This window comes from Streptomyces jeddahensis (genome assembly GCF_001642995.1).
Taxonomy (GTDB): Bacteria; Actinomycetota; Actinomycetes; order Streptomycetales; family Streptomycetaceae; genus Streptomyces; species Streptomyces jeddahensis.
Genome location: NZ_LOHS01000112.1, coordinates 47645 through 64830 on the forward strand (window position 1 = coordinate 47645; position 17186 = coordinate 64830).

A 17186-nucleotide genomic window follows, 5' to 3' on the forward strand; every position below is an offset into this window, starting at 1 on the left:
CGGGCTGCGCCGCGGGGGGTTATCGCCGCGGCGGCGGGAAGAGAATGCCGGCTTCGCCGGCTCCGATTCCGGGGCCACCCTGGCCACCCCACCCGTACCCGCCTCTGGGCGAGTAGCCCCCCGGCTACTCGCCCTTCGCCCCAGTAAGCCCCTGGATCCGGTTCAAGAACTCAACCCGCGGCTCGGTGGAACCCTTCGCGGGGTCCAGGACCGCCTGGTTGGAGACGCGTTCCAGGGTGATCGACTGCTTGGCCTCGCCCGTCATCAGGGCCTTGACCTCCGCGCTGACCTGGAGGTTGAGGCCCGAGGCCGCGGTCTGCTTCTCGTAGTGGTGGGTCGCGAAGAAGACGAGCGCGCCGCCGTCCTTCGTGCGCAGGCCCACCGGGGCGTACGGGCCGGACGTCAGCGGCTCGTCGATGTACTGCGTGGACAGCCCGGGCCGGGTCTCGTTCTTCTTGCGCAGCGCGCGCCACGCGGACGTGTGCGTGCCGGCCGCGAAGACGTCGCCGCCGTCCTGGAGGTACGTGGCGTACTCCTGGCTCAGGTTCTTCGGCACGACGGCGAGCGACGTGGCGTTCGCCTCGACCGGCTGGGCCCAGCCGTCCTTGTCCGTCGTGAACTCGGGGACGTCGTCCGTCGAGACCACCGACAGGAACCCGGCCTTCCAGACGTCGTCGACACCGCCCCGCAGGAAGACCAGCAGCCAGCGGTTGTCCCGCTGTGGGTCGTCGTCCTGGTCCCGGTTGCTGTCGGTGTCGGCCAGGAAGAACTTCGGCCAGCCCGCCTGCTCGGGAATGGTGAACTTGGCGTCCGTCAGCTTCAGCGGCACGTGGTCCGGATTGCCGTTCGGCTCACTGGCGCGCTTCGCCTTCAGTCCCGCCTGGTTGATGGCCCCGAGCGCGCCGGTGACCCGGTCCTCGTCGAGGGCCGGGTCGTACGCCTTGTCGGCCTTGTTGTACGCGGAGGTGAACTCCTCGAGCGCGCGGGCCGCTTCAGCCTTCGTCGCCGACGGGATGATCTCCCGTTCCCCGTGCACCGTCACGCACCCGCTCGCCGTCACGGACAGCGCCGCCGTCGCCGCCGCTGCCGTGGCGAACCGGCTCAGCCTGCGAAGCCTTTTCATCGGGTCCCTTCACCTTCCCCTTCCCGGGGCCGAACCCTACCGGGGAGAGGAACAGCGCGAGCGTCGGGATCAAGTACAGCGTCCACACCGTGACCTGAAGCACGGTCGGGTCGGGCTGGAAGTTGAACACGCCCTTCAGCAGCGTCCCGTACCAGCTGTCCGGCGGGATGGTGTCGCTGACGTCGAAGGCCTTGTTCGTCAGGCCCGGCAGGATGTCGGCCTCCTGCAGGTCGTGGAAGCCGTACGCCAGCACGCCCGCCGCCACGACGACCAGCATGCCGCCCGTCCAGGTGAAGAACTTCGCCAGGTTGATGCGCAGCGCACCGCGGTAGAAGAGCCAGCCGAGCAGGACGGCCGTGGCGAGGCCCAGCAGGACGCCGGCCAGCGGGCCGTACGTCCCGTCGTTCGAGGCGCGGACCGACGCCCACACGAACAGCGCGGTCTCCAGACCCTCACGGCCGACCGCGAGGAAGGCCGTGGCGACCAGCGCGCCCGTGCCCATCTGCAGCGCCGCGTCCAGCTTCCCGTGCAGCTCCGACCTCAGATGGCGTGCGGTGCGGCGCATCCAGAAGACCATCCACGTCACCAGGCACACGGCGATGATCGACAGCGAGCCGCCGAGCGTCTCCTGCGCCTCGAACGTCAGCTCCTGGGAGCCGAACTCCAGTGCGCAGCCGAAGCCGAGCGCCAGCGCGACCGCGACCCCGATGCCGGTCCAGATGGGCCGCAGCGCGTCGCGCCGTTCCGTCTTCACCAGGTACGCGATGAGGATGCAGACGACGAGGCTCGCCTCGAGCCCCTCGCGCAGGCCGATCAGATAGTTGGCGAACATGCTCACGCCTTCCCGGAGAACAGGGTCCGGCCCCACCAGTCGTCCTGGTCGCGGACGCCCGGCGGGATCGCGAAGATCGCGGAACCCACGTGCTGGATGTACTCGTTGAGGGCGTCAGCGCGTGCCAGGCTCTGCTGCACCGGGATGAAGCCCTTGCGGACGTCGCGCTGGTACGCGAGGAAGAACAGACCGGCGTCGAGGCGGCCGAGACCGTCCGTGCCGTCCGTGAAGGAGTAGCCGCGCCTGAGGATCTTCGCCCCGTTGTTGGAGTCCGGGTGCGCGAGCCGCACGTGCGCGTCCGGCTTCATCGCCTTCAGGAACGGCTCGTCGTGCTCCTTCGCCTTGCCGACCGGCGCCCCTTCGCCCTTGTCCCGGCCGAAGACGTCCTCCTGCTCCTGCAGCGAGGTCCGGTCCCACGTCTCGATGTTCATGCGGATGCGGCGCGCGACGAGATACGAGCCGCCGGCCATCCACTCGGGGCCGTCGGAGGCGGACACCCACACGTGCTTGGCCAGCTCGGCCGTGTCCGTGCCCGCGATGTTGCGCGTACCGTCCTTGAAGCCCATCAGATTGCGCGGCGTCTGCTCCTCGGGAGTCGTCGAGGACGTCTTGCCGAAACCGAGCTGCGACCAGCGGACGGCGACCTTGCCGAAGCCGATGCGTGCGAGGTTGCGGATCGCGTGCACCGCCACCTGCGGGTCGTCCGCGCAGGCCTGGATGCACAGATCGCCGTCGCTGCGCGCCTTGTCGAGGTTGTCGCCGGGGAACTTCGGCAGGTCGAGCAGGGCCTCGGGCCGCTGCTCCCGCAGCCCGAACCTGTCGAACAGGGACGGCCCGAACCCGATCGTCAGCGTCAGCCGCGAGGGCTTGAGCCCCAGCGCCTCACCGGTGTCGTCCGGGGGCGCCTCGGGAAGACCGCCGTACGCGCCCTCGCCCACCGCGTGCCCCGCGGTCATCCGGGCCGCCGCCGTCGTCCAGTCCTTCAGCAGCTGTACGAACGCGGCACGGTCGTCCGTCTTCACGTCGAACGCCGCGAAGTGCAGCCGGTCCTGGACCGGAGTCGCGATGCCCGCCTGGTGGGCGCCGTGGAACGCCACAGCGGCGCCGGACTCGGCCGCGGGCTCGGCGGAGTCCCCGGACCGCGCCATCGCCACGGCGCCGCCCGCCGCGGCGGCACCGAGCGCGAGCCCGGCACCGCCCCAGCCGAGCAGCGAACGCCGCGACGGGGCGGGGGAGTCGACCGCCGGGGCCTCGGCGGCCACTGCCGGCTGTCCGGGCTGATCGGACTGTTCCTGCTGATCCTGCGCTACGGGCTGTTCCGCCATGGGTTTCCCTGCCTGACGTCCCTGGACCTGCTGTGCTGCCGGCTACTTGACGACGACCGCGGCCGCGAGCTTGGACAGCGGCTCCGCAAGCGCGTTCACCGCGTCCTGCAGCTCCTTGCGGTCGTCCTCGCCGACCTTGTCGTAGGAGGTGAAGTCGTAGGAGTTCTTGTCCACGCGGTACTTGTCGAGGAGCGTGTCGATCGCCGCGAACTGCTTGTCGAGCTCCTTCGCCAGCGCGGCGTCGTTCTCGGACGCGACCGGCTTGAGCAGCTCGTACGACTTCTCGGCGCCCTCGACGTTCGCCTTGAAGTCGACCAGGTCGGTGTGCGAGTAGCGCTCCTCCTCGCCGGTGACCTTGCCGGTGGCGACCTCGTCGAGGAGCTCCTTGGCGCCGTTGGCCATCGAGGTCGGGGTGATCTCGGCCTTCCCGACGCGCCCCTGCCAGTCGGTCAGATCCTTCACGAGCTGGTCGGCGAGCTCCTTCTCGCGGTCGCCGATCTTCTTGTCCTGCCAGAGGGCCTTCTCCAGGCGGTGCCAGCCGGTCCAGTCCGTCTCGGGGTCCTGGCCGTCCTCCAGTCCGTCCTCGCGGACGTCGACCTTCGGGTCGATGTCGCCGAAGGACTCGGCGACCGGCTCGGTGCGCTCCCAGCCGATGCGCGAGTCGGCGTACGCCTTCTTCGCCGCCTCGATGTCACCGGCCTTGACGGCGTCCGTGAAGACCTTCACCTTCGGCAGGGTCTCGTCGGCCTGCTGCTGCACGTACTTGCGGTACGCGGCGACGGCCGCGTCGAGGCGCGGGTCGCGCTTGGCGGTCGTGCCGCCGCCGGTCGCCTTCACGTTCTGGCGGATGCCGTCGCCCTTCATGCCGGGCTTGCAGGTGATCCGGTAGTCGCCCGCCTTCACCTCGGCGGTGACCTTCTGCTGGGTGCCCGGGCCGATGTTCTCGCGCTCGGTGACGACACGGTCGTCCGGGAAGAGGATGTAGACCTCGGTGACCTTGGAGCCCTTGTTCTCGATGGCGAGCTCGATGTGCCCGGCCGGGAACTCCTTCTTGGAGACCTCGCACTTGGTGTCGGTGGCGGTCACCTCGATGACGCGGTCGCCACCCTGGGCACTGCCTTTCTCGGTGCAGCCCGTGACAGCGGTCAGAGCGGCCGCGGTGGCGGCGGCGGTGACAACGGAGAGTCGGACGGCTCGCATACGGGCTCCAAAACGATGGGCTGACGGCTCACAGGTCGGGTGAGGCCGCCCTAACTTATCTGAGGCTTACCTCAGTCAACTCCGGCCGTCTAGTGATTCACGTCTCAAATCCCATGCCCGCGTACCGGTGGATAACGGACGAGTTGCGGGCGCCTCATGACGGATCAACGGGACGGTCAAGCAACGGTCAATTGCCGCTTCGCCGTCGGGCTCCGGCCGTGCAGCCGTCCGGCTCCGGCCGTGCCCGGCTGTCGGCGGCTGATGCTTCAATGCCGGGGTGACTGACTACGACGTGCTCCGCGTCTTCTGCGGCCCGGGCGGCCGGTACGGCAACGAACTCGGCGTCGTACGAGACGGGTCGGCCATGCCCGCGCAGGAGGACCGCCAGGCCTTCGCCGCGAAGCTCGGATTCAGCGAGACGGTGTTCGTCGACGACCCCGAGCGCGGGGTCATCGACATCTACACACCGACACTGCGGCTGCCCTTCGCCGGGCATCCCTGCGTCGGCACGGCCTGGCTGCTCGACGTGCCCGAACTGGTCACGCCCGCCGGGGTGGTGGGCGCGCGGCTCGACGGCGAGTTCACCTGGATCGAGGCCCGGGCGGAGTGGGCGCCGCCGCGGACGTTGCGGCGGTATGGCTCGGCGGCCGAGGTAGAGGCGCTGGCGGTGCCGCCGCCGGGGGAGTGGGTGTACGCGTGGGCGTGGGAGGACGAGGCGGCGGGACGGGTTCGGGCTCGCGCCTTCCCCGGGCGGGACGACGGTATCGAGGAGGACGAGGCGACGGGGGCGGCGGCGTTGCTGCTCACGCATGAGCTGGGCCGTGCGCTGAACATCGTCCAGGGGGAGGGGTCCCAGATTCTTACGGCGCCCGGGCCGGACGGGTTGATCGAGGTGGGCGGGCGGGTGCGGCTCCTGCGGGGCTGAGGCCGGGATTTCCCCCACCCCGCCCCTTCCCGTAACCAGGGGCGCTGCCCCTGGACCCCCTGATCGCCCTTCGGGCTCGTCCTCAAGCTCCCCCAGCTAACGCTGGGAGGTGCCCCCAGACGGGCTGAATTTTTCGGCGGGGTGGGGGATCAAGCACTCAACGGGAACTCCCCCTCAAGCGCCCTGAACACCCCGACGTTCAGGGCGTACGCCCGCTTGCACTCCGCCACGATCCGCTGCTTCTCCACCTCGTCCGCCCGCACCCCGTCCAGCAGCTCCCGATAACGCCGCTTGAACGCCGCCGGGTTGGGAATCCCCTCGAAGACGTAGAACCGCACGCCGTCGCCCCTGCGTGCGAAGCCCCACATCTTCTCCGCCCTGTCACGGACGATCTGGCCGCCGGAGAGGTCGCCGAGGTAGCGCGTGTAGTGGTGGGCGACGTATCCGGCGGGCCAGGTGCGGGCGCACTCCTCGATGCGTGCGGCGTACGCGGCGGTCGCGGGCAGCGCCGTCAGGCCCGACCGCCACCCGGGTCCCCGCAGATGCGCCAGGTCACCCTCCAGCTCTGCGAGGCGCATCAGCTCGGGCCGGATGAACGGTCCGGCGACCGGATCGTCCCGCAGGGCGTGCGCACCGTCCTCCAGTGCTCGGTAGACGAACCAGAGCTGCTCGGTGTAGCGCGTGAACGCGTCGACGCAGAGCCGGCCGCCGAGCAGATCGCTCATGAACGTCGAGGTCTCCACCTCGGTGTGCGCATCGCGCGACGCGGCGCGGAGGAGCGTCGAGAACGGCGTGTCCATGGAGACCTCCGATGGGCCGAGCGGATGGAACGGGAAACGGGGGATCCGAGGGCGATCGTGCGATCGTTTCAACTTAGGCTGCCCTAAGTCATCTCTGCGTTCATGCTTCCCGACATCCTGTCGGTAAAACCAGCCTACCTCGCAACGGGCTCGCGCGTCCGGAAACAGCAGACCCCCGGCCGCCGGAGCGGCCAGGGGTCTCGGCTGGTCGGGCGGGGCTACGGCAGCGTGAGAATCTCCGCCCCGGTGTCGGTGACGACCAGCGTGTGCTCGAACTGCGCGGTCCGCCGCCGGTCCTTCGTCACGACGGTCCACCCGTCGTCCCACATGTCGTACTCGTGCGTGCCGAGGGTCAGCATCGGCTCGATCGTGAACGTCATGCCGGGCTGCATCACGGTCGTCGCGCGCGGGGTGTCGTAGTGCGGGATGATCAGGCCGGAGTGGAACGACGAGTTGATCCCGTGGCCGGTGAAGTCCCGGACGACGCCGTAGCCGAACCGCTTGGCGTACGACTCGATGACGCGGCCGATGACGTTGATCTGACGGCCCGGCCGGACCGCCTTGATCGCGCGGTTCAGCGACTCGCGGGTCCGCTCGACGAGCAGACGCGACTCCTCGTCCACGTCCCCGACCAGGTACGTCGCGTTGTTGTCCCCGTGCACGCCGCCGATGTACGCCGTCACGTCCAGGTTGATGATGTCGCCGTCACGCAGGACCGTGGAGTCGGGGATGCCGTGGCAGATGACCTCGTTGACCGAGGTGCACAGCGACTTCGGGAAGCCGCGGTAGCCCAGCGTGGACGGGTAGGCGCCGTGGTCGCACAGATACTCGTGCGCGACACGGTCCAGCTCGTCCGTGGTCACGCCGGGCGCGATGATCTTCGCGGCCTCCTCCATCGCCTGCGCCGCGAGGCGGCCCGCGATCCGCATGGCCTCGATCGTCTCGGCGCTCTGCACCTCGGGGCCGGTGTACGGCGTGGGGCCGGGCTTGCCCACGTACTCCGGGCGCCTGATGTTTCCCGGGACGGAGCGGGTGGGAGAGAGCTCCCCTGGTACGAGCAGTGACTGGCCAGACATATCAAGGAGTGTATCCAGCGGCCATGGGGCACCATGGCGGCGTACTCGAGGATCCACGAGGACTCAGAGGACTCAGGCGATGAGGAGCCGGTGCGATGGCCCTGTTCAAGAAGCGGACGGTCGGGAAGCCGGGCGAGTGGTACTACTGCCTGGAGCACAAGAAGGTCGAGGAGGGGCCGGAGTGTCCGGCGAAGGACCGCTTCGGGCCGTACGCCAGCCCGGCCGAGGCACAGCGGGCGCTGGACATCGCGGCCGAGCGGAACCTCCAGTGGGAGAACGACCCCCGGTGGCATGACGCCACCGCGCGGAGCGAAGACGACGACTGAGCGAGTCGTCCTCACGCGGACGGGCTGAAGATTCAGCCCGTCCGGGGGCACCTCCCAGTGTTAGCTGGGGGAGCTTGAGGACGAGCCCGAAGGGCGATCCGGGGTCCGGGGCGGAGCCCGGTGGCACCGAGACGTCACCAGCGTGACGGCGGCGGGGCCGTCAGCTGGTCCGCCAGGCGGGACAGGCGGTCGCGGAAGCGGTTGCGGCCCCGCGTCTGGGGCAGGGTGTTCTCGCCGGCCGCCGCGCTGACCAGGTGCTGCACGGTGTCCAGGTCGAGCTCGGGGCTCTCCGGTACGGAGAGGGACTCGTGCGCCATGGCCTGCAGGTCGCGGTCGCCGGAGTCCAGTGCGAACACCGTGGCCCCGGCCCGGCGTGCGTCGTGTACCCGCTCGAGCAGCGGCGCCTCCGGTGCGTCCGGTGCCACCACGAGCAGCGTCTCGCCCCGCTGCGCCGCCTCGATCCTGCCGAGCCCGACCGAGAGGTGCGCCGGGTCGCCGGGGCGCACCCGGTGCCGTACGAGCGTCGGGGACAGCGCGGGCGTGCCCGACCAGGCGGCCTCGTCCACGAGGTGCGCGGCCAGATGCCATGGCTCGTAGCCCTCCGTGCCCACCAGCAGCAGACCGCCGCCGTGCGGGACGACGGAGGACCGCAGCGCGGCCGCGAAGTGGCGCGTCGCGCCGATCCACTCGGTTCCGGCGAGCACTTCGCGCAGCAGCGCGACCCGTACGGCGTCCATGCATCCGCATCCTGCCGCAACCTGCCAGTCGTCAGGCCGAGTTCACCTTGAATTCGCTCAAGGTGGGCACGGGGCGGCGAGACTGGGCGGCTGATCGTTCTGCTGCGTGGGATCAGTGCGGGCGACCGGGTGGTCGCAGAGATGGGGGAGGCCGTCATGGCGGTCGAGGTGTCCGTGCCGTTCCGGGCCGGGAGTGAGGGGTATGCGAGCTTCCGGATCCCGGCCGTGGTCCTCACCAAGGAGGGCACGGTCCTCGCGTTCTGCGAAGGGCGCGTCGATTCCCGCGAGGACCACGGGAACATCGACATCGTCCTGAAGCGGTCCACGGACGGCGGCCGCACCTGGGGCCCGCTCCAGGTGGCCGCGGAGAACGGCGACCACCTCGCCGGGAACCCGGCGCCCGTCGTCCTCGACACCGGCCGGATCCTCCTGGTGCACGTGCGGAACGCCGCCTCGGCGACGGAGGACGCCATCCGGCGCGGCAAGGTGACCGCCGCGAACGGACGCCGCGTATGGCTCCAGCACAGCGACGACGACGGGCTCACCTGGTCGAGCCCGCGGGAGATCACCGGGCAGACGAAGAAGGCGGCCTGGCGGTGGTACGCCACCGGGCCCGGGCACGCCGTCCAGCTGACGGGCGGCACGGCCAAGGGGCGCGTCGTCGTCCCCGCCAACCACTCCCTCGCGCCCACCGGCGGCGACGACGGCACCGAGGGCAAGTACAACGGCGGTCATTGCCTCCTCAGCGACGACCGGGGAGAGACGTGGCGGATCGGCTACCTCGACAGCAAACCCAACGGCTACATCAACGCCAACGAGACCACCGCCGCCGAACTGCCCGACGGACAGGTCTACTTCAACACCCGCAACGACTCGCCCGCACCGGGCACCCGCGCGGACGCCCACTCGCGCGACGGCGGCGAGACCCTTGTCAGGCCGTTCCGTCCGCAGGCGGGCCTCACCGGGCCCGTCGTCGAAGGCAGCGTGCTCCAGCTCCGCGACCCCGACCTGCTGCTCTACTCAGGACCCGCCGACCCCGGCTTCCGGGCCCTGATGACGATCCGCAGCAGCACGGACGGCGGCACCACCTGGCGGACCGCCCACACGGTCGACGGGCTGCCCGCCGCGTACTCCGATCTCGTACGCGTCGACGCGGCGACCGTCGGACTCCTCTACGAGACGGGCGACTTCAGCGCGTACGAGACGATCACGTTCCGGCGCGTGCCCGTGGCGGACCTGTAGGCGTGGGCTGTGCCTGTCGGAGACGGCCGTACGGCGTGATCCAGCCCACTGGCCGGCGGAGGTGATCCGCGGTGGGACCCGCACGTATCGTCGCTCTATGACTTCCAGTGATGACGCGAAGACGGCTCCCGCCAAGGCCCCGGCCAAGGACCCCTGGGACCTGCCCGACGTGTCCGGTCTCGTCGTCGGCGTCCTCGGCGGCACCGGACCGCAGGGCAAGGGCCTCGCCTACCGGTTCGCCAAGGCGGGCCAGAAGGTGATCATCGGCTCGCGGGCCGCCGACCGGGCGCGGACGGCGGCCGACGAGCTCGGGCACGGCGTCGAGGGCGCGGACAACGCCGAGTGCGCGCGCCGCAGCGACGTCGTCATCGTCGCCGTGCCGTGGGAAGGGCACGCGGCGACGCTCGAGGCGCTGCGCGAGGAGCTCGCCGGCAAGCTCGTCGTCGACTGCGTCAACCCGCTCGGCTTCGACAAGAAGGGTGCGTACGCGCTGAAGCCGGAGGAGGGCAGCGCCGCCGAGCAGGCCGCCGCGCTGCTGCCGGACTCGCGGGTCACCGCCGCCTTCCACCACCTCTCCGCGGTCCTGCTGCAGGACCCGGACGTCGAGGAGATCGACACCGACGTGATGGTGCTGGGCGAGTCCCGGGCCGACACGGACCTCGTGCAGGCGCTCGCCGGGCGCATCCCCGGCATGCGCGGCGTCTTCGCCGGGCGGCTGCGGAACGCCCACCAGGTCGAGGCGCTGGTGGCGAACCTCATCTCGGTGAACCGCCGCTACAAGGCGCACGCGGGGCTGCGGGTCACGGACGTGTAGGGCGCGTTCACGGCGCGCTCGGGGCATGGGGGACACTGGACGGCGTACCACCTCGAGTCCCTGACAGGAGCCGACCCCATGCCCCGCCTCGCTCTGTACGCCCTGGCCGTCTGCCTCCTGGCCGTCGTCGCGGCCGTGGTCTCCTTCGCCCAGGGCAGCTGGCTGGGCATCGTGTGGGTGCTGCTGGCCGGACTGTCGTCGAACATGACGTGGTACTACGCGCGCAGGGCGAAGGCCGCGAAGGCGGCGGGCCCCGGCCGGCCGCGCGGCACGTCCGTCACGGGCTGACGGAGCAGACGGCGCTCGTGTCCGTCCAGAAGCGGTACAGCGACTGGCCGCAGTAGCTCTGGAGCTCGTCGATGCCCAGCCCGCGCAGAAGCGCGTGGACCGCGTCGAAGAACACGACGTTCACCTCCGGGATCCACAGGACCGCGAACACCGCAAGCAGCCCGAACGGCGCGAACGGCTCCACCTGCCGGCGGATCCGGTGCGACAGCCAGGGCTCGATCACGCCGTACCCGTCCAGGCCCGGAACCGGCAGGAAGTTCAGGATGGCCGCCGTCACCTGGAGCAGCGCCAGGAACGCCAGCGCATAGCGGAAGGTGACCGGCACGCCGTCCAGTGCGTCGAGCCAGAACGGCGCCGTGCACACCAGCGCGAACAGCACGTTGGTGAGCGGCCCGGCCGCCGAGATCAGACTGTGCCTCCAGCGGCCCTGGATACGGCCGCGCTCGATGAACACCGCGCCACCCGGAAGACCGATCCCGCCCATCATCACGAAGAGGACGGGCAGCACGATCGACAGCAGCGCATGGGTGTATTTGAGCGGATTGAGGGTGAGATATCCCTTCGCTCCGATCGAGATGTCGCCGCTGTGCAGCGCCGTACGCGCGTGTGCGTACTCGTGGAGGCAGAGCGAGACGATCCAGGCGGCCGTCACGAAGAGGAAGACGGCGAACCCCGGCTGCTCGGCGAAACCGCTCCAGGTGGCCCAGCCCGCTACCGCCGCGACGGCCACGATTCCCAGAAAGACGGGGCTGATCCTCCGGTCGCTGCGGCGCAACGTGACTGTGGCCATGGGCGGTCTCCTGAAGCTGGGGACGAGGGTGGGCGGGAGGTGCGGGCGGCGGTCGGGACGACCGTATCGGTGGTGTGGGGGGAACGTCCTGCGGACGGGCTGGGGTTCCTGGACTGCTCCGGTTCGTTCCACTGGGTCGTTCCTGTGAGTGTCGGAACCCGTGTCCAAAACCCGGACGCGGTGCCGGGGCGTCCCCGGAGACAATGGACCCCGTGCGCTACCGCGTTCTCGGCACCACCCAGGCACTCCGCACCGACGGCACGCCCGTCCCGGTCGGCGGGGCGCGGTTGCGTGCCCTGCTGACGGTGCTCGCGCTGCGGGCCGGGCGCTCCGTACCCGCGTCCGTGCTGGTCGACGAGGTGTGGGGCGGTGAGCCGCCGGCGGACGCCATGGGGGCGCTGCAGGCGCTGGTCGGGCGGCTGCGCAGGGCGCTCGGCGCGGACGCCGTCACTTCCGTGGACGGCGGCTACCGGCTGTGCGCGACTGCCGACGACGTCGATCTGTACCGGTTCGAGCGGCTGGCCGGGGAAGGCACGCGGGCGCTGTCCGACGGTGATCCCGTGAAGGCGGCCGTGATCCTCGACGACGCACTTGCCCTGTGGCACGGTCCCGCCCTCGCGGACCTCCCGGACGGCGACGCCGAGTCGGCCCGATGGGAGGCCCGGCGTCTCGATGCCCGGCGTGGCCGCCTCACCGCGGCTCTCGCCCTCGGTCAGGCAGAACAGGTGCTCCCCGAGCTCGCCGCGCTGTGCGGCAGCCACCCCCTGGACGAGTCTCTCCACGTCCTCCACCTCCGCGCCCTGCGGGCCGCGGGCCGTACGGCCGAGGCCCTCGCCGCGTACGAGTCCGTGCGCCGCGAGCTCGCGGACCGCCTCGGCTCGGATCCCGGACCGGAACTGCGGGCCCTGCACGCGGAGCTGCTGCGGGGTGCCGAGGGCACCGGTGAGCCCGCCGTGGGGGAGCGGGGGCACTCCGTGCCGGGGCCGCCGTCGTACGCCCCGGGCGAGGCGCCCGGCGACGGTACGGCGCCCGCGCGCCGTATGGGGCCCGCGTCCTCCGGCCGTACGGAATCCGTGTCGGTCGACCGTGCGGCGCCCGCGTCCTCCGGCCATGCGGAGCCCGCGTCCTCCGGCCGTGCGGAGCCCGCGCCCTCGGGCCCTGCGGAACCCGCATCGGGCGGCCATACCGCGCCGCCCGGCCGTACGACACCTCCGCCGCCCGGCAACCTCCGCGCCCGCCTGACCTCCTTCGTCGGCCGCGAGGCCGACATCGGCACCATCCGGGCCGACCTCGCGTCGACGCGGCTCGTGACGCTGCTCGGGCCCGGTGGCGCCGGCAAGACGCGGTTGTCGCAGGAAGCGGCGGAGACCGTCAGGGACGCCGCGCCCGACGGGGTGTGGCTGGCCGAGCTCGCGCCGGTCGACGACCCGCGGGACGTGCCCGAGGCCGTGCTCACCGCGGTCGGGGCGCGGGAGACCGTGCTGCGCGGCGCGGGAGCCGAGGAGATGCGGGCCCTGGCCGACCGGCACGACGACCCCCTCGTGCGGCTCGCCGAGCACTGCGCCAAGCGGCGCATGCTGCTCATCCTCGACAACTGCGAGCACGTCGTCGACGCCGCCGCGCAGCTGGTGGAACACCTGCTCGTACGCTGCCCTGGGCTGACCGTCCTGGCCACGAGCCGCGAACCCCTCGGCGTCCCAGGGGAGTTGCTGCGCCCCGTCGAGCCGCTCCCCATGCCCGTGGCCCTGCGGCTGCTGGCCGACCGGGGGGCCGCCGCCAGGCCCGGGTTCCGTGTCGACGAGGACGACGAGACCGCGGCGGCCGCCGCCGAGATCTGCCGCCGCCTCGACGGGCTTCCGCTCGCCATCGAACTGGCCGCAGCACGTCTCCGGGTGCTCACGCCACGACAGATCGCCGACCGTCTCGACGACCGCTTCCGGCTGCTGACCTCCGGCAGCCGCACCGTCCGGCCCCGCCAGCAGACCCTGCGTGCGGTCGTCGACTGGTCCTGGGACCTGCTCGACGAGGACGAACGCGCGGTGCTGCGCCGCCTGTCGGTCTTCGCGGGCGGCTGCGACCTCGCCGCCGCCGAGGCCGTGTGCGGGCCCGCGGCCCTGGAGGCGATCGGCTCGCTCGTCGACAAGTCCCTGGTGGTCGCCGCACCGTCGGCGGGCGGTGAGATGCGGTACCGGCTCCTTGAGACGGTCGCCGAGTACGCCGCCGAACGGCTCGCCGAGGCCGGTGAGCGCGAGGCCGTCGCCCGCGACCACCTCACGTACTTCCGGGAGCTCGCCCGGACCACCGACCCGCTGCTGCGCGGTCGCGGCCAGAGCGCGGCGATCGAGCGGCTCGAGACCGAGTACGAGAACCTGCGCACCGCGCTGCGGCACGCCGTCGCCGCCCGCGACGAGCAGGAGGCGCTGTGCCTCGTCCACGCGCTCTTCTGGTACTGGCAGATCCGCGATCTGCGCATCGAGGCCCGCACCTGGTGCCGGGAGGTCATGGCGCTCGGCCCCGACCCCTTCACCTCGCCCCCGCAGCCCGTCCCGCCGGTGTACGAGCGGTGCACGGACGCGCCCCCGCCGATGAGCCCCGAGCTCCTCGAAGAGGCCCGGCGCGGAGCGCATCTCGCCCATCTCGCCTGCATGGACACGGAACTGGAGGCCTGGAACACGCCGAAGGCGCAGGCGAAGCTGCGCGCCATCAGCCAGACGTACCGGCCGGGGCTGCCGCAGACCTGCCGTACCCCCGGCAACCTCTGGTTCTACGCCGTGCTGCTGAGCGGCGACATGGAGCGGTTGCACACCGTCGTCGACGCGAACGTCCGCACCTGCCGGGAGCTCGGCTACGAGTGGGAGCTGGGCGTGTCCCTGCAGATGCGGGCCAACCTCCTCGCCAACCGCAGCGACTGGGCGGGTGATGCGGGCCAGGACGCCGACGAGGCCCTGGAGATCTTCACCCGGCTCGGAGACGCGTGGGGCGTCGCCGAGTCCCTTTCGGCGCGCGGCGAGGCACGCGAGCGCAAGGGCGAGTACGTGTCCGCCGCCCAGGACTACGAGGCGGCGATCGTCCATGCCGAACGGATGGGTGCGCTCGCCCAGGCGGCGGTGCTCGGCGCCCGCCTAGGCAGCGTACTGATCGAGTCCGGCGAGACCGATCGGGGCGAGCAGCTGCTGCGCGAGGTCTTGGCGGCCGGGCGCGGTTCCGCCAACGAGGCCATGCCGGCGGCGCGGATCTTCCTCGCGCTATGGCTCGGCCGCAGCGGCCGGAGCGGGGAGGCGCGCGAGCAGCTGCGGTTGCTGCGCGAGCAGGAGAGCGTGGTCGCCTTCGTGATCTTCGACAGTTTCGTGCTGGGCGCGGAGGCATGGCTGGACAGCGTCGACTGCCGGTACGAGGAGTGCCTTGTGAAGACGCGGCAGGCCGTGGCGCGGGCGGGTGAGCCCTTGGCGCGGACCATCGCGCCGCACATGGCGGCGGTGCATCTCACCACCGGGGCCGTCGCCCTCGCCGGCCTCGACGGCGGCAGCCGCGCCGGGGACGCCGCACGGCTGCTGGGCGCAGCCATGAGCCTGCTGCCGCCGGGCCACTTCCCGTCCGCCGTGGAACGGGAAACGTACGCCCGGGCCGAGTCGGCCGCTCGCGCCGTGCTCGGCGACGAGGCGTACGACGCCGCGTACGCCGAGGGCGGCGACCTCTCCCTCGAGGATGCCGCCGCCCTGCTGTGACGTTCGCACGGCGCCTGACGGTGTCAGCTCTTCGTACGGAACTTGTGGATCGCCACCGGCGCCATCACCGCGGTGATGACCACCGACCAGCCCAGCGTGACCCACACGTCGTGCGCGATGGGCGCGCCGCCGTTCATCAGGCCGCGGGCGGCGTCGGCCAGCGACGAGAGCGGGTTGTAGTCGGTGAACGACTGGAGCCAGCCCGGCATCGAGTCGGTGGGCGCGAAGATCGACGAACCGAACTGCAGAGGCATCAGCACGAGGAACCCCATTCCCTGGATGGCCTGGGCGTTCTTCATCACCACACCCATGGTGAGGAAGATCCACATGATGGCCGAGCCGAAGACGAGTGCCAGACCGATCGCGGCGAGCAGCCCGGGCACGTTCGATACGGACAGACCGAGCAGGAAACCGACGGCGAGCAGGATCGCCGTGGCGACCAGCATGCGGCCGATCTCGACGGTGATCTTGGCGACCAGCACCGAGGACCGGGCGATGGGCAGGGACCGGAAGCGGTCCATCACGCCCGTCTGGAAGTCCTGGTTGAAGCCGGTACCGACGCCCATGGCGATGTTCATGCCCATCATCGCCATCAGGCCGGGGACCACGTAGTTCACGTACTCGTCCTGGTTGCCCTTGCCGGCGATCGCGCCGCCGAAGACGAACACGAACAGCAGCGTGAAGACGATCGGCATCAGCACGGCGTCGAACATCGACTCCGGGTCCTGCCGGATCCACAGCAGATTGCGGCGGACCAGGGCGCCGGTGTGGCGCAGATGCGCGCGGAGCCCGATCCGGCCGTCGGCCTTGCTCGTCCCCGGGGAGGGCGCGGTCAGGGTGTTCGAGGGGGCGGCGCGAAGTGCCTCGTTCAGGGTGGCGGCGGGCGACGGGCGGGAGCTCATACGGCGACCTCCTCGAGTTCGGGACGGGCGTCCTGCGGGGCACTGGCCTTGTGGCCGGTGAGGGACAGGAACACCTCGTCCAGGCTGGGCAGTTCGGTGGTGATGCCGGCGAGCGTGATCCCGCGGGCGGAGAGCGCGCCGACGACGGCGGTGAGCTGCTCGTCGCTGAGGATCGGGACGAGGACGGTGCCGGTCTCGGCGTCGACCGTCGCGGAGCCGGGTCCTGTCAGGCCGAAGTCGTCGAGTGCGGCGGCCATCGGGCGCAGCTCGAGCGGGTCGGCCGGGCGGATCCGCAGCGTACGGCCGCCGACCTTCGCCTTGAGGTCGTCGATGCGCCCGCCCGCGATGACCTTGCCGCGGTCGATGACCGTCAGCTCGGAGGCCAGCTGCTCGGCCTCCTCCATGTACTGCGTGGTGAGCAGGACCGTCACGCCGTCGCCGACCATGCGCTGGACCTCGTCCCACACCTCGTTGCGCGTACGCGGATCGAGACCCGTCGTCGGCTCGTCCAGATAGAGGACGGCCGGGCGGCCGATCATGGAGGCGGCCAGGTCGAGACGGCGGCGCATACCGCCGGAGTAGGTGCTCGCGGGGCGCTTGGCGGCCTCGGTGAGCGAGAACCGCTCGAGGAGCTCGTCGGCGCGGGTGCGGGCGTCCTTGCGGGACAGGTCGAGCAGCCTGCCGATCAGGTACAGGTTCTCCCGGCCGGAGAGCTTCTCGTCGACCGAGGCGTACTGACCGGTGAGGCCGATCACGCGGCGCAGCTGCCGGGGCTGCTTCACCACGTCGTACCCGGCGACGAAGGCCGAGCCGGAGTCGGGGGTGATCAGGGTGGACAGGCAGCGTACGAGGGTGGTCTTGCCGGCGCCGTTGGGACCGAGCACGCCGAGGACGGTGCCCTCGCGGACGTCCAGGTCGACGCCGTCCAGCGCCTTGGTCTCGCCGTAGTGCTTGACCAGCCCCCGTACGGTGACCGCGCTCCCGGGGGCGGTCCCTTCTCGCTGGAGTTGCTTGTCGATTCGCGTCATGCCGACCACGGTGCCAGCCGCCACCGACAAACCACCGACAGGCCGCCGACAGG

Annotated in this window: 16 protein-coding genes; 6 read left to right on the forward strand and 10 right to left on the reverse strand. The window is 71.3% G+C overall.

The features are described 5' to 3' along the window. Nucleotides 1-124: 124 nt before the first annotated feature. Genes STSP_RS26555 through efeO form a run of 4 tightly spaced genes read right to left on the reverse strand, consistent with a single transcriptional unit; the run spans nucleotide 125 to nucleotide 4480 of the window. Nucleotides 125-1042 (reverse strand): hypothetical protein, encoded by a 918-nt coding sequence (locus STSP_RS26555; protein WP_332835393.1) that lies wholly within the window; start codon nucleotides 1040-1042, stop codon nucleotides 125-127. Then, a complete protein-coding gene (gene efeU / locus STSP_RS26560) occupies nucleotides 993-1955 on the reverse strand; it encodes an iron uptake transporter permease EfeU (protein WP_078067534.1) in 963 nt (320 codons plus the stop codon). The genes STSP_RS26555 and efeU overlap by 50 nt, the downstream gene beginning before the upstream one ends. A gap of 2 nt (nucleotides 1956-1957) precedes the next feature. Next, entirely contained in the window at nucleotides 1958-3280 is a 1323-nt protein-coding gene (gene efeB / locus STSP_RS26565; protein ID WP_078067535.1) for an iron uptake transporter deferrochelatase/peroxidase subunit, read from the reverse strand. 42 nt (nucleotides 3281-3322) lie between these two features. Further along, complete coding sequence (gene efeO / locus STSP_RS26570; RefSeq protein WP_067283107.1) at nucleotides 3323-4480, reverse strand: iron uptake system protein EfeO; 1158 nt, start codon at nucleotides 4478-4480, stop codon at nucleotides 3323-3325. 277 nt (nucleotides 4481-4757) lie between these two features. On the opposite strand from efeO, the gene STSP_RS26575 reads away from it, so the two are divergent. Continuing rightward, complete coding sequence (locus STSP_RS26575) at nucleotides 4758-5405, forward strand: PhzF family phenazine biosynthesis protein (protein WP_067283109.1); 648 nt, start codon at nucleotides 4758-4760, stop codon at nucleotides 5403-5405. Between the two features lie 149 nt (nucleotides 5406-5554). Here the strand turns inward: STSP_RS26575 and STSP_RS26580 are convergent, their stop codons facing one another. Further along, a complete protein-coding gene (locus STSP_RS26580) occupies nucleotides 5555-6205 on the reverse strand; it encodes a biliverdin-producing heme oxygenase (RefSeq protein WP_067283110.1) in 651 nt (216 codons plus the stop codon). A 218-nt stretch (nucleotides 6206-6423) separates the two neighbouring features. Then, a complete protein-coding gene (gene map / locus STSP_RS26585) occupies nucleotides 6424-7281 on the reverse strand; it encodes a type I methionyl aminopeptidase (protein WP_067283112.1) in 858 nt (285 codons plus the stop codon). A 95-nt stretch (nucleotides 7282-7376) separates the two neighbouring features. On the opposite strand from map, the gene STSP_RS26590 reads away from it, so the two are divergent. Beyond that, nucleotides 7377-7607, forward strand: a complete 231-nt coding sequence (locus STSP_RS26590) for a hypothetical protein (protein ID WP_067283114.1) — start codon at nucleotides 7377-7379, stop codon at nucleotides 7605-7607. 134 nt (nucleotides 7608-7741) lie between these two features. Here the strand turns inward: STSP_RS26590 and STSP_RS26595 are convergent, their stop codons facing one another. Further along, a complete protein-coding gene (locus STSP_RS26595) occupies nucleotides 7742-8344 on the reverse strand; it encodes a hypothetical protein (protein ID WP_067283115.1) in 603 nt (200 codons plus the stop codon). Between the two features lie 156 nt (nucleotides 8345-8500). Between STSP_RS26595 and STSP_RS26600 the strand changes: the two genes are divergently transcribed. The 3 genes from STSP_RS26600 (at nucleotide 8501) to STSP_RS26610 (ending at nucleotide 10688) form a co-directional block, all read left to right on the forward strand. Then, nucleotides 8501-9586: a sialidase family protein gene (locus STSP_RS26600; RefSeq protein WP_107441405.1), complete on the forward strand. Its 1086-nt coding sequence runs from the start codon at nucleotides 8501-8503 to the stop codon at nucleotides 9584-9586. A gap of 97 nt (nucleotides 9587-9683) precedes the next feature. Next, nucleotides 9684-10400, forward strand: coding sequence for an NADPH-dependent F420 reductase (npdG, locus tag STSP_RS26605; protein ID WP_067283119.1), 717 nt, complete (start codon nucleotides 9684-9686; stop codon nucleotides 10398-10400). A 78-nt stretch (nucleotides 10401-10478) separates the two neighbouring features. Next, nucleotides 10479-10688 (forward strand): hypothetical protein, encoded by a 210-nt coding sequence (locus STSP_RS26610; protein ID WP_067283121.1) that lies wholly within the window; start codon nucleotides 10479-10481, stop codon nucleotides 10686-10688. Here the strand turns inward: STSP_RS26610 and STSP_RS26615 are convergent. Further along, nucleotides 10678-11478 (reverse strand): site-2 protease family protein, encoded by an 801-nt coding sequence (locus STSP_RS26615; RefSeq protein ID WP_067283122.1) that lies wholly within the window; start codon nucleotides 11476-11478, stop codon nucleotides 10678-10680. The genes STSP_RS26610 and STSP_RS26615 overlap by 11 nt on opposite strands. Nucleotides 11479-11681: 203 nt before the next feature. Between STSP_RS26615 and STSP_RS26620 the strand changes: the two genes are divergently transcribed. Next, nucleotides 11682-15203 carry an AfsR/SARP family transcriptional regulator gene (locus STSP_RS26620; protein ID WP_067283124.1) on the forward strand — a complete coding sequence of 1174 codons (3522 nt, stop codon included), beginning with the start codon at nucleotides 11682-11684 and terminating at the stop codon, nucleotides 15201-15203. 23 nt (nucleotides 15204-15226) lie between these two features. On the opposite strand, the gene STSP_RS26625 is transcribed toward STSP_RS26620, so the two are convergent. After that, entirely contained in the window at nucleotides 15227-16105 is an 879-nt protein-coding gene (locus tag STSP_RS26625) for an ABC transporter permease (RefSeq protein ID WP_078067536.1), read from the reverse strand. Beyond that, nucleotides 16102-17133 carry an ATP-binding cassette domain-containing protein gene (locus STSP_RS26630; RefSeq protein WP_067283144.1) on the reverse strand — a complete coding sequence of 344 codons (1032 nt, stop codon included), beginning with the start codon at nucleotides 17131-17133 and terminating at the stop codon, nucleotides 16102-16104. The genes STSP_RS26625 and STSP_RS26630 overlap by 4 nt, the downstream gene beginning before the upstream one ends. Nucleotides 17134-17186 lie beyond the last annotated feature (53 nt).

Bases quoted from the DNA above. Each gene is read 5' to 3' on its own strand.
- STSP_RS26590 (WP_067283114.1), top strand. From the start codon at position 7,377: ATGGCCCTGTTCAAGAAGCGGACGGTCGGGAAGCCGGGCGAGTGGTAC.
- STSP_RS26620 (WP_067283124.1), top strand. From the start codon at position 11,682: ATGGACCCCGTGCGCTACCGCGTTCTCGGCACCACCCAGGCACTCCGC.
- efeU (WP_078067534.1), bottom strand. From the start codon at position 1,955: ATGTTCGCCAACTATCTGATCGGCCTGCGCGAGGGGCTCGAGGCGAGC.
- STSP_RS26615 (WP_067283122.1), bottom strand. From the start codon at position 11,478: ATGGCCACAGTCACGTTGCGCCGCAGCGACCGGAGGATCAGCCCCGTC.
- STSP_RS26625 (WP_078067536.1), bottom strand. From the start codon at position 16,105: ATGAGCTCCCGCCCGTCGCCCGCCGCCACCCTGAACGAGGCACTTCGC.
- STSP_RS26600 (WP_107441405.1), top strand. From the start codon at position 8,501: ATGGCGGTCGAGGTGTCCGTGCCGTTCCGGGCCGGGAGTGAGGGGTAT.
- efeO (WP_067283107.1), bottom strand. From the start codon at position 4,480: ATGCGAGCCGTCCGACTCTCCGTTGTCACCGCCGCCGCCACCGCGGCC.
- npdG (WP_067283119.1), top strand. From the start codon at position 9,684: ATGACTTCCAGTGATGACGCGAAGACGGCTCCCGCCAAGGCCCCGGCC.
- STSP_RS26580 (WP_067283110.1), bottom strand. From the start codon at position 6,205: ATGGACACGCCGTTCTCGACGCTCCTCCGCGCCGCGTCGCGCGATGCG.
- STSP_RS26595 (WP_067283115.1), bottom strand. From the start codon at position 8,344: ATGGACGCCGTACGGGTCGCGCTGCTGCGCGAAGTGCTCGCCGGAACC.
- STSP_RS26630 (WP_067283144.1), bottom strand. From the start codon at position 17,133: ATGACGCGAATCGACAAGCAACTCCAGCGAGAAGGGACCGCCCCCGGG.
- efeB (WP_078067535.1), bottom strand. From the start codon at position 3,280: ATGGCGGAACAGCCCGTAGCGCAGGATCAGCAGGAACAGTCCGATCAG.
- STSP_RS26610 (WP_067283121.1), top strand. From the start codon at position 10,479: ATGCCCCGCCTCGCTCTGTACGCCCTGGCCGTCTGCCTCCTGGCCGTC.
- map (WP_067283112.1), bottom strand. From the start codon at position 7,281: ATGTCTGGCCAGTCACTGCTCGTACCAGGGGAGCTCTCTCCCACCCGC.